The organism is Prevotella sp. P3-122 (assembly GCF_002251365.1).
Taxonomy (GTDB): Bacteria; Bacteroidota; Bacteroidia; order Bacteroidales; family Bacteroidaceae; genus Prevotella.
Window position 1 is genome coordinate 68,125 of sequence record NZ_NPJH01000058.1, and the last position, 17,546, is coordinate 85,670.

General features: G+C 47.1%; 11 protein-coding genes. 5 read left to right on the forward strand and 6 right to left on the reverse strand.

Features of this window, described 5'->3' with window-relative positions; genetic code table 11:
• Positions 1 to 397: 397 nt before the first annotated feature.
• The 5 genes from lpxA to CIL02_RS10470 all read left to right on the forward strand — a co-directional run bounded on the left by lpxA (position 398) and on the right by CIL02_RS10470 (position 8,241).
• Complete coding sequence (gene lpxA / locus CIL02_RS10450) at positions 398 to 1,180, forward strand: acyl-ACP--UDP-N-acetylglucosamine O-acyltransferase (RefSeq protein WP_094401515.1); 783 nt, start codon at positions 398 to 400, stop codon at positions 1,178 to 1,180.
• A 257-nt stretch (positions 1,181 to 1,437) separates the two neighbouring features.
• Positions 1,438 to 2,523: a glycerate kinase gene (locus tag CIL02_RS10455; protein WP_094401517.1), complete on the forward strand. Its 1,086-nt coding sequence runs from the start codon at positions 1,438 to 1,440 to the stop codon at positions 2,521 to 2,523.
• 227 nt (positions 2,524 to 2,750) lie between these two features.
• Positions 2,751 to 3,689 carry a DMT family transporter gene (locus CIL02_RS10460; RefSeq protein ID WP_094401518.1) on the forward strand — a complete coding sequence of 313 codons (939 nt, stop codon included), beginning with the start codon at positions 2,751 to 2,753 and terminating at the stop codon, positions 3,687 to 3,689.
• A gap of 223 nt (positions 3,690 to 3,912) precedes the next feature.
• Positions 3,913 to 6,612 (forward strand): SusC/RagA family TonB-linked outer membrane protein, encoded by a 2,700-nt coding sequence (locus tag CIL02_RS10465; RefSeq protein ID WP_094401520.1) that lies wholly within the window; start codon positions 3,913 to 3,915, stop codon positions 6,610 to 6,612.
• A 12-nt stretch (positions 6,613 to 6,624) separates the two neighbouring features.
• Entirely contained in the window at positions 6,625 to 8,241 is a 1,617-nt protein-coding gene (locus CIL02_RS10470) for a RagB/SusD family nutrient uptake outer membrane protein (RefSeq protein ID WP_094401521.1), read from the forward strand.
• A gap of 843 nt (positions 8,242 to 9,084) precedes the next feature.
• Here CIL02_RS10470 and CIL02_RS10475 read toward each other — a convergent pair.
• The 6 genes from CIL02_RS10475 to CIL02_RS10500 form a co-directional block, all read right to left on the reverse strand.
• Complete coding sequence (locus CIL02_RS10475; protein ID WP_094401523.1) at positions 9,085 to 9,276, reverse strand: hypothetical protein; 192 nt, start codon at positions 9,274 to 9,276, stop codon at positions 9,085 to 9,087.
• 112 nt (positions 9,277 to 9,388) lie between these two features.
• Positions 9,389 to 11,452, reverse strand: a complete 2,064-nt coding sequence (locus tag CIL02_RS10480) for a CotH kinase family protein (protein ID WP_094401525.1) — start codon at positions 11,450 to 11,452, stop codon at positions 9,389 to 9,391.
• A 152-nt stretch (positions 11,453 to 11,604) separates the two neighbouring features.
• Positions 11,605 to 13,650: a hypothetical protein gene (locus CIL02_RS10485; protein ID WP_094401527.1), complete on the reverse strand. Its 2,046-nt coding sequence runs from the start codon at positions 13,648 to 13,650 to the stop codon at positions 11,605 to 11,607.
• Positions 13,651 to 13,674: 24 nt separating this feature from the next.
• Complete coding sequence (locus tag CIL02_RS10490; RefSeq protein ID WP_094401529.1) at positions 13,675 to 13,908, reverse strand: hypothetical protein; 234 nt, start codon at positions 13,906 to 13,908, stop codon at positions 13,675 to 13,677.
• A gap of 493 nt (positions 13,909 to 14,401) precedes the next feature.
• Positions 14,402 to 15,397: a site-specific integrase gene (locus CIL02_RS10495; RefSeq protein WP_094401531.1), complete on the reverse strand. Its 996-nt coding sequence runs from the start codon at positions 15,395 to 15,397 to the stop codon at positions 14,402 to 14,404.
• A gap of 401 nt (positions 15,398 to 15,798) precedes the next feature.
• The gene (locus CIL02_RS10500) at positions 15,799 to 17,508 is read right to left on the reverse strand and encodes an acyl-CoA dehydrogenase family protein (protein WP_094401532.1); all 1,710 of its coding nucleotides are present in this window, start codon (positions 17,506 to 17,508) and stop codon (positions 15,799 to 15,801) included.
• Between the last annotated feature and the right edge of the window lie 38 nt (positions 17,509 to 17,546).

Genomic DNA, 17,546 nt, shown 5'->3' on the forward strand with positions numbered 1-17,546 from the left:
TAAATAGTCTTACAATAACATATTAGAGCATAACATAATATTAACCCGCCTCATTCCCTGTTTTGAATTATAGGAGACGAACCCTGCAAGACCATCTTGCTCCCCTCTCCAAAATAGAGGGGGAGGTAATTAGTCTTACAATAATATATTAGAGCATAACATAATATTAACCCGCCTCATTCACTGTTATGAATTATAGGAGACGAACCCTGCAAGACCATCTTGCTCCCCTCTCCAAAATAGAGGGTGAGGAAATTAGTCATACAATAACACATTAGAGCATAACATAATATTAACCCGCCTCATTCCCTGTTTTGAATTAGGAGACGAACCCTGCAAGACCGTCTTGCTCCCCTCTCTTTTGGAGAGGGGTCGGGGGTGAGGCTTTATTTTAACAATTATGAGCAACATTAGTGACAAGGCTTTGGTAAGCCCAAGGGCAAAGATAGGAAACAACGTGACCATCTACCCCTTTGCATATATCGAGGATGACGTTGTCGTTGGTGACAACTGCGTGATCTATCCTTACGTGAGCATCATGAACGGTACAAGGCTGGGCAACGGGAACAAGGTGTTCCAGAACACAGTGCTTGGTGCCGAGCCGCAGGACTTCAACTACCGTGGCGATGCCTCGCAGCTTATTATCGGCGACGAGAACATCATCCGCGAGAACGTGGTGATCAACCGCGCCACGTTCAGCGACGGCAAGACGGTCATCGGTAACCGCAACTTCCTCATGGAGGGTGTGCACATATCGCACGATACCAAGATAGGAACGATGAACGTTTTCGGATATGGTACGAAGATTGCCGGCGACTGCGAGATTGGCGACAGGACGATATTCTCGTCGGGTGTGATTGCCAACCCCGGCGCACGTGTGGGCGATGCCGTGATGATACAGAGCGGTACACGCTTCAGCAAGGACGTGCCACCGTTCATCGTAGCCACCGACAACCCTGTACGCTACGGTGGTGTGAACAGCACCATACTGCGCAACTACGATGTCGACGAGAAGACTATAGCACACATCGCTAACGCCTACCGCCTGATATTCCATGGTCAGACGAGCGTCTTCGATGCCGTGAACCAGGTCGTTGACCAGGTACCCGATGGTCCCGAAATTCAGAACATCGTAAACTTCATCCGTGCTACCAAGCTCGGTATTATTAGCAAAATGTAAAACATCATACCTATAGTATTTATATTCACTCTGTTCTTATGGGGTGGGCTTACCGGGAGGCAAGCTCACCCCTTTTTTGATGGGTTCGAGGGGGGTGATTGATTATTGATTATTGATTATTGATGGTTGATGATTGATGATTGATGATACCATTGTCATTTATCTCCTCTTATCTTCATTTTTCTCCTTTTTACTACTTGCGAAGTTTGTATTCCATTATTGTTGCAGATGTCGTATTCTTTTTGTATTTTTGCAGTATGAAGATAATTGTTGCTGTCGATTCCTTTAAGGGATGTCTTACATCTGCACAGGCTGGACAGGCCGTTGAGGAGGCTGTTCGCTGCTGCTGTCCCGAAGCCGACGTCGTTACCTGTGTTGTTTCCGATGGAGGTGACGGTATGCTTGAGGCTTTCTGTCGGGCATACGGAGCAAAGCTGCATACTGTTTCCGTACATGACCCCCTGATGCGCCCCATCCAGGCACGCTATGGCATTACCGCGCATGGCATGGCTATTATAGAGAGTGCCCAGGCCTGTGGACTAACTCTTATGTCTGCCGACGAGCGCAATCCCTTGCGTGCTACCACTTATGGCGTGGGCGAGATGGTGGCAGACGCCGTGCGTCGGGGTTGCCGTTCGTTCATAGTCGGGCTTGGTGGCAGCGGAACAAGTGATGCAGGTATGGGAATGTTACGGGCTCTTGTCGACGCTTTTGCACCGGCAGGTGGCCATATCGACGATGTGTTGTCGGGACAGATGGCTGATTGCTCCTTTACGTTGGCTTGCGATGTTGACAATCCTCTGTGCGGACCACAAGGTGCGGCAGAAGTCTATGCTCCTCAGAAGGGAGCCAGCAGGGAGGATGTGCGGACGCTTGACCGAAGGGCTGCGCAGTTTGCCCGCATGTCGGCAGCTCACTTTGGTTTCGACTGCTCTGATTATCCTGGTGCTGGTGCCGCGGGAGGACTGGGATATGCCTTCATGCAATACTTTCATGCCCGCAGATGCTCTGGTGCCGACATGCTGCTCGATGCCTTGGACATGCGTGGCATTATGCAGGGAGCCGATGTGGTGATAACGGGCGAGGGTAGTGCCGACCGTCAGACACTTATGGGCAAGATGCCCAGCCGTGTGTTGTCGTGTGCGGCCGATTGTAGAGTTCCCGTATGGCTGTTGGCAGGACGGTTGAGAGATACCAGTCTGTTGCGTGACGCAGGGTTTGCCCGTCTGTCTCAAGTCACTCCCGAAGGCTGTGACCTTGCAGAGGCTATGCAGGCAGAAGTGGCCGTTGCCAATATCCAACGGGTGGTCAAGGATTGGCTTGATAGTGTCAAATTTGTCTAAAACGAATAATATTCCGCTAAAAGACGGTTGCTCTCTCTGATAATTGTAGTACCTTTGCCGTGCCATTGATGAATATTAGTTGCGTTTGTTCGCGGCACTAAGTTAATTGATATTTCTGATATGGCCACATCTCGGGCCGCACGGTTATGCCGCTTGCCACAAGCAAGGTTGTTGTTGCCCAGGTGTTTTGTAAACAATGTAAAGCTAAAGTGCTGCGGATTATGGTAATGGATAACAATAAGCCCTTGATAGCCCATCTAAGCATGTTTTTTGCATGTGCGTTTTGGGGACTGATGGCTCCTGTGGGCAAGGATGCCATGACTCACGGAATTACAGGCATTGACATGGTGACGTTCCGTGTGGTTGGAGCTGCGGTATTGTTTTGGGTGGCCTCGTTCTTTGTCAAGAGGGAGCATCCGCCTGTCAAAGATATCCTGCATCTGGGACTGGCAGGCCTTTTCGGTCTTGTTTTTAACCAGTGTAGCTATACCATTGGACTAAGTATCACTTCGCCCATCAATTCAAGCATCGTCACTACTTCTATGCCCATCTTCGCAATGGTTCTGTCGGCCTTGATACTTAAGGAGCCGATAACGGGCAAGAAGGCTGGCGGCGTATTGATGGGCTTCAGCGGTGCGTTGTTGCTAATTCTTACGAGTGCCACTGCCGACAACTCGAAGGTTGGCGACTTGCGTGGCGACCTGTTGTGTATGTTTGCCCAGTTGTCGTTTGCCTTTTACCTGTCGATGTTCAACAGGCTTATCAAGCGCTATTCCGTGTTTACTGTCAACAAGTGGATGTTCACATTTGCCGCCTTTGCAATCACTCCTTTCACATTCTCTCATGTCTCGGCGATAGCTTTCTCAGAGATTTCCGTCAAGACATGGCTTGAGACATCATTTGTGGTTGTGGTCTGCACCTTTGTGTGCTACATCCTTACTATGCAGGCGCAGCAGGTGTTGCGTCCCACGGTAGTGAGCGTATATAATTATGTCCAGCCGGCTGTGGCTGTTGCCGTGAGTGTACTGACAGGCTTAGGCGTATTCAAGCTACCCCATGCCCTTGCCGTACTGCTGGTGTTCTTCGGAGTAAGGCTTGTCACGAAGAGCAAGAGCCGCAAGGATATGATGAGAGAGAATACACCTTCTGGGCGCACCATGGCATGAAAGCAAAAGACGTGGTTATGTACTTTTTGGCAGAATATAGCCTATTGGCGTTTGTTGTCTTATCTTACTACGACTTTCCTTTTGAGCAAGTTGTTGTCGATTTACAATATAGGTAGGTTCTTTTACTATCGGCACAAATCAACTATAATAGGTTGACTTAATCAAGAAAATGTATTATCTTTGCATCAGAAATCATCCATAACCAAAGTAATAGAAATAGAAAATGGCAAAGAGCAAAAAAGACTTTACATTACTTCTCATTGCGCTCTTTTGCAGTTCTTTGGCTCATGCACAAAAGCAAGTTCCTGCAGAACGGAAAGATTCCATTGACAATGGAAGTAATATAATAAAGATAGTTGGAAATCATTCCAACAAGGGTGCGGCCAACAACGCCCTCGACGTGTTGAGTGGTCAGGCTGCTGGTGTCAATGTGACATCCAACGGTCTGGATCGTATGGCTATGCTCAATAGTGTGCGAGTACGTGGTACAACCTCCATCATCGGAGGCAATGACCCTTTAGTGCTGATTGATGGTGTCACTTCTGACGTACTTACCCTATCAACCATCTATCCTGCAGACATCGAGAGTTTTCGTATATTAAAGAATGCTGCGGAGACCGCCATGTATGGTTCACGTGGAGCGTCTGGTGTTATAGAGGTGAAAACCAAGAAAGGCACAGGAAGAGGATTCCAAATCTCGTATGAGGGTAATGTGGGGTTCGAGCAGATGTACAAACACCTGGAGATGCTCAATGCTGCTGAATATGTTGCAACGGCAAAGGCATTGGGTATCTATTGCAACAACGGAGGTTTCAATACCGATAACTACAAGGTGATAACACGCACGGGTATGGTGAACAATCATTACCTTGCATTCAGCGGAGGTACGCCACAGTCAAACTATCGTGCATCTTTCGGAGTAATGGACCACAACACCATCATCAAGAAGATGGACTATAACGTTTTTGTTGCCAAAGTTGATGTGACCCAGAAAGCCTTCAATGACAGACTAACCGGAGAATTCGGAGTTTTCGGCTCGTCATTCAAGAACCATGACATCTTTGATACGCAGATGCTGTTCTATTCCGCAGCATGCCAGAACCCGACTTTCCCTGCTGGTACTGACGAGCATGGAAACTGGCTGAAAAACGAATCGGCAACGCATATCAACCCACCCGGAATATTGCTTGAAGAGAAAAACGACTCCAAGGATTTGAACTTTGACGCGCACATAAAGCTGAGCTACGATTTCAATAAGAACTGGCATGTATCCACCTTCGGCTCTTACCTGTATGGCTCTACCGAAAACGGACAATTCTGTCCGACATGGGTATGGGCACAAGGCAACGTGTACCGTGGGGAATTCAAGAAAGAGGAATGGCTCGGCAATGTATCTCTTGATTTCAACAAGGAGTTCGGCATACATAAGGTCTCTGCTGGAGTAAGCAGTGAATACAGAAAACTGAGAAAAACTGCTTTCTGGGTGTATGCCAAGGGAATACCTACAAACGATTTTCATTACGACAATCTGGGTGCTACAGCAGCCCGTCCATACGGTGGAACAGAAAGCACATACGAAGACCAGTCTCTGGCTTCTGTAATGGGAAGCATCACTTATAATCTGCTTGACAGATATACCTTAGCAGTAAATGCACGTGGTGACGGATCGTCTATGGTAGGTGACAACAATACATGGGGCTTCTTCCCATCTGTATCATTAACTTGGGACATGAAGAAGGAAAGCTTCCTTGCCAACATAAAACCGCTGTCAATGCTTAAACTCCGCACGGGTCTGGGACAGGCGGGCAATCTTGGCGGTATCTCCGCCTACACAACCATGAACACCGTAAGGCAGACTGGCATTGTTCCGGTAAAGAGTTCTCCAACAGTAACCCTTGGTATGGTAAGAAACAACAATCCTGATTTGAAGTGGGAAACGAAGACAACGTTTAACCTCGGTGCGGACATTGGTCTCTTTGCCAACAGGCTGATGCTTACAGCGGAGTATTACTATTCCAAGACCACCGACATGCTCTACGCCTATGAGGTTCCGGTTCCACCATTCGCATACAATACATTGCTGGCAAACATCGGTTCAATGTCAAACCGCGGATTTGAGCTGGGCTTGTCCGTGCAGCCAATAAGCCAGAAGGACCTGGATCTTAACATCAATATGAATCTGTCGTTTCAAAGCAACAAACTCATCTCGCTAAGTGGAGATTACAAGGGAATGAGCATGTCGGCAGCAAACATCACCGCTATTGGATCATTGGATGGTGCTGGTCAAAACGGCGGCGACAACAACGTGGTCTATCAGATTGTCGGACAACCGCTTGGCGTTTTCTACTTGCCACATTGTAAAGGGCTTGTCAAGAACGAGAACGGCAGCTATTTTTATGACATAGAGGACCTTGATCATAATGGCAAGGTGGATTTGAGCGACGGAGGTGACCGATACATTGCAGGACAAGCCACACCAAAGGTGATCCTTGGCTCAAACATCAGTTTCAGATACAAGAATTACTATGTCTCCATACAGATGAATGGAGCATTCGGGCACAAGATTTTCAATGGAACAGGACTGGCTTATACAAGCATGGCTTGCTTCCCAGACTACAATGTCTTAAAGGATGCTCCAAAGAAGAACATCGTAGACCAGAGAGTCTCTGACTACTGGCTTGAAAAAGGTGACTACCTGAACTTCGAGCATCTGACAATAGGCTACAATGTGCCTTTGAGGAGCAAGCTTATTCGTTCCTTGCGTGTATCATGCAACATTAGCAACATTGGAACAATTACCGGATATAAAGGTTTGACACCAATGATAAATAGCTATGTTGTCAACAGTACGATGGGTATTGACGACAAGCGCAACTATCCATTATACCGTACTTACTCATTGGGACTGAGTGTACAATTTTAAAACGAAAAGAGTATGAAGACTATTATTAAATACATATTAGCAGCACCGTTAATGCTTTGTTTCAGCAGCTGTCTGGATGAGCATCCCAAAGACCAGCTGGACCAGGAGGCAATCTACAACAATGCTGATAATATATACAAGAATGCTGTGGCTTCTCTGTACAACTATATCGGCAGTAACCAAGAGTCGGAAGGGCTTCAAGGAACTTGCCGGGGTATTTACGACTACAATACCCTGACTACTGACGAGGCAATGATTCCAATCCGTGGTGGAGACTGGTATGATGGCGGTTTGTGGGAGAACATGTATCAGCACAAATGGAATGCCAATGATATTAGTTTATATAATGTATGGAAATACCTCTTCAAGGTAATTGTTATATCTAACCAGTCGCTTTCTATCATTGATAGCCATCAGAGTCTGCTTTCTGCAGAACAGACAAGAGATTTCACGGCAGAGGTAAGAGCTGTACGAGCCTTGTTCTACTATTATGCGATGGATATGTTCGGGCGTGTTCCTATCGTGACATCATACGACGTGAAATTGGAGCAGGTAACGCAAAGCGAAAGAAGTGAGGTATTCAAGTTTATTGTTGACGAGTTGCAGGATGTTGCCCCACTGCTCGCCGATGAGCATTCCAACAAGGAGGGGAACTATTACGGACGTGTGACACGCCCTGTCGCAAACTTCTTGCTTGCAAAGCTTGCCTTGAATGCGGAAATATATACGGATGATAACTGGACCGACGGCATGCGTCAGGACGGGAAAAGCATTTACTTCAATGTGAATGGTGAGAAAAAGAACGCTTGGGAAACCTGCATCTGGTATTGCGAGCAACTGCGGCAAGAAGGCTATGAGTTGGAGAGCGACTACGCATCGAACTTTGCGGTTCATAATGAAAGTTCCAAGGAGAACATCTTCACAATCCCTTTGGACAAGAACTTATATTTGAACGAATACCACTATCTTTACCGCTCACGCCACTACAAACATGGCGGAGCTTATGGCGGTTCTTCCGAAAACGGCACATGTGCAACTGTTTCAACCGTCAAGGCTTTCGGTTACGGAACGGACAATGTTGACAATAGATTCAAGATAAACTTCTATGCTGATACCGTGCTTGTTGACGGAAAAAAGATATATTTGGACAACGGGAAGCCGTTGGTGTATATGCCGCTTGAACTGAAACTGAACCTCAGCGACAGCCCATATAAACAGACGGCAGGCGCTCGTGTAGGCAAATACGAGGTTGATCGAACCGCCTATTCGGACGGACGGCAGGTTGACAACGATATCGTCCTTTTTAGATATGGTGACGCGCTGTTGATGGAAGCCGAGGCGAAAGTTCGCAATGGCGAGGATGGTTCAATAGAGCTGAACGCTATAAGAGACCGAGTAGGAATGCCTCATGTGGAAGCCAATTTGGACAACATTCTAAAGGAGCGTCTGCTGGAATTGGTTTGGGAAGGTTGGAGACGTCAAGATCTCATCCGTTTTGGCAAATATACCCAGGCATATGATCAAAGAACTCCATTAGAAAAGGAGTCTACCGGGTTTACAACGGTTTTCCCAATACCACAAAGATGTCTGGATTTAAACAAGAAATTAAAACAGAATCCAAGTTATTGATATAGTTGCCATAAGCTTTTCATTCACATGAGATCATTTTAAGGTAATAGTACTGATGCGATTTAATCGCATCAGTACTAATAATACAATAATGTTACAAGTGGTGTTATCGTAGTATAACTTACTTACACTCTATTGGTTACACGCCTCAAACCTTCTCTTATTAAGAGGTGCGGCGTTTTATTTTGCTTAACACTTTCCTATTTCCCTTTTTGAGCAAGTTGTTAGGGTGTACAGTTTGTTGCACCCAAAATGGAACTGTTCCTGATTTACTCTGACTACTTGTTCGCAGAAAATACATTGACCAGCACGCGCTGTAAGCGCAGAAGAACATAGCCTAGGGTAGAGCGCAGCGGCACCCTGGGTGTAAGTGGACATAGTCCATGCGCGCTGTAAGCGCAAGAGCGTTATTTGTCCTGCTGTTATCTACGCTTTTGCGCTTACAGCGCGACCATCACCTACATGAAATAACCCAGGGTGCCGCTACGCTCTACCCTGGGCTATGCGCTTTTGCGCTTACAGCGCGATTGTCACCTACATGAAATAACCCAGGGTGTCGCTACGCTATACCCTGGGCTATACGCTTTTGCGCTTTGCCTTTCCTTTCAGCCGGCGACCTTTGGTTCAGCGCGACAAATACCGACATGAACTTCAGAATTAGGATATTCAATTTTTGCACATCAAACTGTACACCCTAGTCTTACAATGTCGGCAAAAGGCATGCCATGGTGTAGGCGGAGAAGATGAACATGTCCCGTGCACACCATGGCATGAAAATTCAAATATAGGGGGAAGCAACCTTCCCTTCAGGATAGGGGGATGGGAGTGAGGCTGTTTTATCCTCTACTCCTCTTCCCACAGATTACCTTTCTTCGACATTGGGATGGTGTTCTCATCACCATAGCCAACAAATTCTATGACTGGGCCGTTGTTAGGCGTACTGACTGTTGCCTTACCCGGACTTCCGGCCATCAGGTCTTCTGTCTCTATAGGGGTAATGCTGATACCCGGCTTTATATATTCTTTCTTTTCCATATTCGTTGTGTTTTTGTTTTTGAATGTTTTGTCATTTATCTCCCTTTATCTCCCTTTATCTCCTCTTTACTACTTGCTAAAGTTGAGTCATTTATCTCTTTTCGAAGCAGAGCTATTTTACTACTGTCTTCTTGCCGTTGATGATATAGATTCCCTTAGGCAGGTTGTCGTCATTAGGTGATACGAACTGGCCGTTCAGGTTGTATACCCCCTGCTTGTCCATTTTTGTTGTAGCGACGGGAGTGCTGATGGCCGATGTCATGCCGTCTATGGCTAAGAGCTTGGCGTTGTTGCTGTTGCCGTTTAGCTTGAAGTAGGCACGGTAGCCGCCCATACTGATGTCTGCACCTGGCGTATAGAGCTTGTTCTCAGGTCCGAGGAACATCACCGTTCTGTCGCCCTTGGTAAGTGTCGTGGGAGCGTAGAGTCCTACAAAGCTGATGTCGCCATAGGTGTCAGTATCAGGAGTGTTCGAGCTGTCGAATTTCAATTTCATATTGTCGAAGCCCCATGGCTCTGTGACATCCTGTGACGGACATACCAGGTAAGGCTTGCCAGCAGTAAGATCGCCGGTGTTGGATGAGAAGTTGATTATCTCCGTTCCGTCGCTTCCCTTAGTTACACCACTGAACTCTGCAACAATAGTCTTATAGCCCATCCATCGGTCTATCTTTGAGCGGGAGACATCAAATGGGAAGCAGACGGTGTTCCACATATTCTTCTTCAGCTGGCGGTCGATAACGAGATGTTCCTTGCTGCTGTCGTAGCTATATGGTATCTTGTCGCTCAGATAGACTATGCTTGCTGTCTTGGCGTCTATCAGCGTCTCGAGTTTTGCGAGGCGGGACGTTACAAAGTCTTTGAGCTTAGCACTGGCTCCTGACCAGCTGGTGCGATATTCTGATGGTGAATATGAATAGTCTATTCCATTCCAAATCCGGAAGTTGTCAGGTCCTGCATTCTTCAGCTGCTCATTCATGGACGCTATACCTGCCAGCAGCTTGTTCTGTAGACCATCTGCCAGCAACTGCTTGTAGCGCATTCTTACGGCATTGGCAAACCATGGGTCCGTCCATAGATGTTCTATTGCAGGCTGCAGGCGGCGGTAGCTGTTTACGCCTACCGACTCGTTGAAATTATTCTCACATAGCAATTTGTCGTAGAAGTCGCCATTTGGGAAATAAGTTCTGTCGTATGTCTCTGTATGGTTTCCGTATGCCAGGTCCTCATCCCATAATGGGCCGAAATACAGCTTTGAGTATGGTGTCTTGTACATGTACACGCTATAGAAACCATCCCAGTTTGCCGTTATCTCTGTCGCAATATACCAGTTGATGAGAGATGCGGTGTCTACGAGTGCGCGATAGCCAGTAATGGGATTCTGGAAGTCTACGGAATAGGTTTGGGGATGTAGCCGTACTCCGAGGGTGTCGATGAAGAAACGATTGATGTTCTCCTGTGCTGACAGTCCGTTGGGCAGCTTACCAGTAAGAAAAAGATCGGCTCCATCATCCTCGGGATTCTTGATTTCCACATAACCGTATGTGTAACCGTTACTGGTCCAATCAACCTTTGGGTCTTCCACCTTCTCATAGGAGTTGGCGTATTCCAGCAGCCAGTCAGTGTTCTTGTCTTTGAGGAACACCCTTTTTTTAGCTACTTCCACTTGGTCGGATATCTGGTATACACCCTTATATGTGCCATTCATATATAGGTCAACAAACTTATATGCAGGACAGAATTTCAGGCCAACGGCCTTGCCGAGATGCCATGTCAGGGCATTACGCATAAGCGATTTGTCGAAAGCGTTGGCAAGAAGAGTCCAACTTTTAGCTTCGGCATAGTCGCTGCCAAGTAACTCCTTTTTTTTGGAAAATTTTATTCTCCAAGGCTTCTTATCTGCCCCCCATGTTGAGTTGCCACGACCGCGGATGCCAATTGTCTCGGCTGTTGTCGTTGTGTAGTCTGTGGTTTTTCCATTCTCTACAAATCTCAGGTTGCAGTTTATGTAATCTTTCTTGCTTGTAGGGTCTGCTCCTGTTGCCGTAGTGATATACAGCGTTGGAATTTCCGCGTGTCTTTGTGTTGTTGCTGTGATTGTGCGTTGTGCCACAGCATCGGAAACATAGCCTGCAGCAAGTGCGGCGATAATGACTTTTGGTAGAAATAGTTTCATAAATATATAAAAGGTTGGTTGTTATTGCCTTGGAGAGTGTTGTGTAGTACGGAGACGGGACGTTAAGGAAAAGATATCCGAGGATTTTTCCTTAACGTCCCGACGGGGTTATGTACTTTCGGTCAGACTGTAGTCTGTTTGTCTTTGTTGTGTCATCTAACTACGATTTTCTTTCCTTTCACGATGTAGATGCCCTTTGGAAGCAGCTTCATGTCCTCCTGTGACATTCTCTGTCCGCCAATGGTGTAGATGCCATCCTGCCCGGCGGTCTCAGTGCGGCCGGTGTTTATGCCCTCAATGGCAGTAGTACCCTCGTCTACGCCGTCAATGGCAAGCGAGAACTTGCTGTCGGAAGTGCTTCCATCAGAGTAGCTGAGAGTCCAGTAGGTTCCGAACAGCGACGTGTATGCCTCTGTGAGGTGATACATGTTTCCATATTCCATCATGTACAGGCCTGCATCGATGCTTGCTGGACGATAGTAGTAGCCCGTGAAGGTCAGTTTTCCGGCATCTGTGGTGTAATCCTTGGTTACGGTAGCCTCGGTATATGCGTCCTGAGTAACACCCTCTATGTGGTATACAGGTCCTTTGATGGTTACATTCTCAGTGTTCTTGTTCACATAGCTCTCTGTAGCATCCTTTGCGAGGTCCGGGCCTTTGGTTACATATACTATGTAGCACTCGCCCTTGGTCATACCTTCCTTGTCGAGGTCAACGCTCTGGAAGAGTATCTGCGATGGCCTGTCGGGGTTGATGCCCATAAGCTTGCTCAGCTTGGCGTCACCATTGCCGAAGGCTGCCTTCACCTGGTCACCACTAAGGTCTACGGGCAATACTATGGCGTTCCACGCGTTCAGCTTGAAGCTGCGGCGAAGGTTCAGACGCACAGGGTACTTATATTCCGTATAGTCGATACCCGTTGCTGTACCGTCTGTCACCGTTCTTGATGCCGTTGATGTGTTGTTTGCATCAAGGAACATCTGTTGTGTACCGCAGTAGAACAGCTCGAAGTTGTCGGCAAATACCATTCCGTCCTCGCATGTCTTATCGATACCGAAGGTCAGGATTCCGTCTTCGCCCACCATTACGTATATCTCGTTAGTGTAGGCTTGGTTTCCCTCACCGGTGTTGTATGTGTCGTTGCCTGCGAATATGGCTCCCGCCTTTATGGCATTATTAGTAGTGGTGATGGATGTGCCTTTTCCAAAAACTTCTGTTGAGATAGTATTTACGAGAGACTTCTCATTATTAGCAAAGAGATATGCGCAATCATTTGTACCGTCTGTGACATCGAAGCTCTGGCATGTTACTCTGTACAGACCAGGAGTAAGTCCCGTAATGGTTTGTGACAGCTTGCCTGTCCCCGATTCTATCGAAGCTGCGTTATAGGCACCATAGTCAGCTTCCTCGGTGTATACATCCCATGTGTTGTTTACAGTAGCATTTTCCTCCAATGTCCATTGATTAACATCTGCGTTGTTTCTGTCGAAGCGTGTGTCATATATTAGGCCGGAAACGTTGATGAATGTAGCCTCAAGACGGGAGATTTCAGCTCGGTAATCGGCTTCTGTTACTATAATCCATTCTGCAGCAGGGGTTTTAGGAGTTGGGTAGCCGCTTGTACTGCTCTTATCAGTTGAAGACGATACTAACTTATTATTAGTCTCTGAATATGACATCCAATAATAGTACGTGTAGTAAGTCTTATCCCAATAGCCGCCGGTAGTGGTTTTAAAATCATCATTATTCCTGATAGAATAAGCCTTGCCACTTGCATCTAGTATAAACCTCCATCTGTTAAGGGACATATACCCGCTAGTATTATCGTACTTGGATTGTCTGTCAAGATAGATGGTTTGATTTTGATCTTCAGCTATTGCCACACAATTGCCCTGATTAGGGTTGTCAAAACGTGATATTATTCTATAGCATCCATTTTTATCCGACGTTTCTATCTTGAAACGCATACCCACACTGGCGAATATACCTTCCATTCCATATACACCACCAGAGGTAAGGAATTTCTTGGCATTTGTATTGTACAGATACACGTATGTCTCTGTATTAGCAACTTCATCGACGGTCTTGGCATAATTGCTCCAATTGATTTCCTCTACCGTTGCGGCAGCATGGCCCTTGTTTGTAGTGCATAGACCTACGAGGGCCACAATTGCTATGAGTAATGTTCTTTTGTTCATGAGTCTGTCGTTTTTAAGTTTTGATTACCAATTAACTCCTTTTGAGTCTTCTTTATTTTCATCAGACCAGAGATTGAACCTCTTTGCACTATACGGGTCGACAACAGGAGGTTCGGGGGTTCCTTCAATGATTGGAAAGTTGTCTCCATTTCCGCTTGACCATGAAGCAGGCCTCATGACCACATTGGTGTGGGCCACGATAACCTCAGCTACTGGTGTAGAATACTTTTTCTTCATACTTTTAATTTTTATGTTCATTTCTTCTGCAAATTCAGGGAAGAGTAAGTCCCTGTTGTTATATTTATTGAGTTGAAAGCTTATTAAGACTTTGCCGACTGGTAGTTATAGAAGTCTGCTCTGTACGATAGCTCCACAATGCTGCGAGACAGTAAGGAGCTTGGGTTATATTTTGTTGTGCCTTGGCGAAACCGCGGCATCTGACTGTATCAGAAAAAAGGACGCAGGCGTCTCACGACTTTGCGCCCGTAATAAAAAAAGCTCGCCATGATGTATTCTCACGAACCCATCCTGACCGTATTGAGTTTTAAGAATGCAGATTCAACCTCTTCATAAGAGGAGGTTTGAAGTGTGTAACCAACAGTGTACAAGCAAGTTATACTACAATAATACAACGTAGAATTATGTTGTATGTATGTTAAACAATGTTTATCCAAGAAGTATTTTGTTTGAGCTAATTTGGTGAGAATAAGATTTTAAGCTAACTTTGCAGACTGAAATAATTGAGTTATTTTCACCTCTTATGAATAGGTGCAGCATTTAGTTTGCTTAACACTTTCCTATTTTCCTTTTTGAGCAAGTTGTTGTCGATTTTCCCTATATATATTTGCGTGGTCTTGGTGTTGGCATGTCCCAAGGCTTCGGAAATAACGGTCAGGTCGACCTTTTCCTGATAAGCTATGGTTGCCCACGAGTGTCGTGCGACGTAAGTGCTTAGCGGCAGTTCTGCCTTGGCCATCTTGCCGATGGTTTTCAGTAGTTTGTTTTGTGTGGAGAGCAGCGACTGATACTGTTTTAGTCCCTCTGCGCCTTTTTGTAGGAATGGAAAGAGTAGTGGACTGTCCTCCTGGTGGTATCTGTTGATGATGTCGGTCATGCATTTCTCGATGCTTATTCTCACCTGTCTCAGAGTCTTTTTACGGAGATAGACAATCATATTGTTGGACACCTGCGCTTTCGTCAGTCTTACAATGTCGGCAAAGGGCATGCCCATGGTATAGACGGAGAAGAGGAACATGTCGCGTGCGCGGCACAGGCTGCTGCCAGCAGGAAGGTTGAGTGCGGCAATGCGCCGTATGGTCTTTACGCTGATGCCTCGCCTGATGGTTGGAGCATTGCCTGTAAAGATTCCGGCAAAGGGATTGGCCTTACGCCTGCCGGACTTTGTTGACACCTTATTATATATAGCCCTCAGCGACCGCATGTAGCATGATGAGGTGTTGCGGCAAACACCTTTGATGGAGAGCCATTGCTGATAGTCGGTGATGTTTTTGGGAGTGATGTCGCAAAGGTAAGATTGTGGATGGCCGAGGAACAGAGAGAACGACCTCAGAGCCGTGAGGTAGTTCTGCGTCGTTTTCGGGCTTACTTTGCCTGACAGACGGCCGACATGGTCGAAGAGTGATAACTGGTGCCTTACCGGATCTGTTCTTGTCTTTAGTGACACTTTCTGCTTTCTTGTCTTCAGTAAAGGGATTTTGATTTTCAGACTAAAATGAATAGAAATCATAATTGATAGTATTTTTGGTTATCTTCATTATCATACTCAGAAGGAAATATGGAAGATGATATGTGTGGTTCGTACGAGATATGGAGTGATACTTTATAGAATATTATTATTCAAGTGGGGCAAATACCTATGACATTGCCTACGAATACGTTTGCATCACCGATAAGGTTAATAACCTTACGGCCTTAAGGTTATTAACCTTACGGCTGCAAGGTTATTAACCTTATCGGCCATGATAACAATATACATATACCACGCAACAATATAATATCACCCGAAAAAAGTATCATGAGGCAAGTTCCTACAGATGAGTGTGAATTCGGGAAACGATAAGAGGGAGATACGGATTTGTTCCGTATCTCCCTCGTTGTTTCTGCATTTTGAAAAACAGTGGGGTAGGTTTATCTTGCCCTGAAGTTTTCGAGGTCCTCAGCCGTGAACGCCTTGATGTATGCGTGGTGAGCAGTACACTCAGCCTCGGCATGACGAAGGAAGACGTTGATGCTCTTCTTGAACAGCTCGGGAGCACGTGTGGCATCCTCAAGCAACAGCAGCGACATGATGATGTCGGCAGTCATCTCGTAGAGACGGCGTGCGAGGAAGTCCTGCACCTCCTGGTTGCCCTGCTCCTTGACGTAGTTGAGGGCATCCTCGTAGATGGCGATGAGCTTGCCGATACGCTCGCGCATGGGAGCGGCGCACTCACAGATAGGACGTTCCATCATCTCCTTCATTATCGAGAGATAGGTGCCGTTGGTGATGTAGCGGATGGCTGCAACGACCTGCAGCTGCGTTGTACCCTCGTAGATGGAGAAGATACGTGCGTCACGATAGAGGCGCTGGCTCTTGTACTCCATGATGAAGCCTGAGCCACCATGTATCTGTATGGCGTCGTAGGCGTTCTGGTTGGCATACTCTGAGTTCATACCCTTTGCCAACGGTGTGAAGGCATCGGCAAGACGAGTATACTTCTTCTGCTCGGCACGCTCCTCGGGAGTGAGCTTGCGCTCGCGTGCTATATCGTCGAGAGCCTTGTAGATATCCACATAGCGTGCTGTCTGATAGAGGATGGCACGACCTGCATCGAGCTTTGCCTTCATGCGGCTGAGCATGTCATATACGGCAGGGAAGTCGATGATGGCAGTGTCGAACTGCTTGCGCTCCTTGGCATAGGCCAGTCCCTCGTTGTAGGCAGCCTGGCTGACACCTACTGACTGTGCGGCGATGCCGAGACGGGCACCGTTCATAAGAGCCATCACATACTTGATAAGACCCATACGTGTGCTTCCGCACAGCTCGCACTTGGCATTCTTGTATACAAGCTCACAGGTAGGAGAGCCGTGGATGCCAAGCTTATGCTCGATGTGACGTACTGTCACACCGCCGTCGCGCTTGTCGTAGATGAACATCGACAGTCCGCGTCCGTCGTGTGTGCCTTCCTCAGAGCGTGCAAGCACGAGGTGGATGTCGGAGTCGCCATTGGTGATGAAACGCTTCACACCGTTCAGTCGCCAGCAGTTGTTCTCCTCGTCATAGCTTGCCTTGAGCATCACGCGCTGAAGGTCGGAACCGGCATCAGGCTCGGTAAGGTCCATGGACATGGTCTCGCCGGCGCATACACGTGGAATGTACTTCTGGCGCTGCTCCTCGGAGCCAAACTCATAGAGGGTCTCTATACAGTCCTGCAGGCTCCAGATGTTCTGGAAGCCGGCATCGGCAGCAGCAACAATCTCCGAAGCCATAGAGTAGGGAGTGATAGGCATGTTCAGGCCACCATAGCGGCGAGGCATGGACACACCCCAAAGGCCAGCCTTGCGTGTGGCATCGAGGTTGTCGAAGGTCTTGGAAGCATATACCATGCGTCCGTCAACGAGGTGCGGACCCTCAAGGTCAACGTCCTCAGCGTTAGGCTCAAGGATATTGGCGGCGATGTCGCCAGTAATCTCGAGCAACTTCTTGTAGTTCTCTATTGCGTCATCGAAGTCAACGGGAGCGTCTGCATACTGAGCCTTGTCGGCAAAGCCGCGCTCTTTCAGTTCAACGATGCGCTTCATCTCCGGATGGTTGAGGTAGAACTCAAACTCGGGATGGTCGGTATAATAGTTTGCCATAATCTAAAAGCCTCACCCCCGGCCCCTCTCCAAGGGGA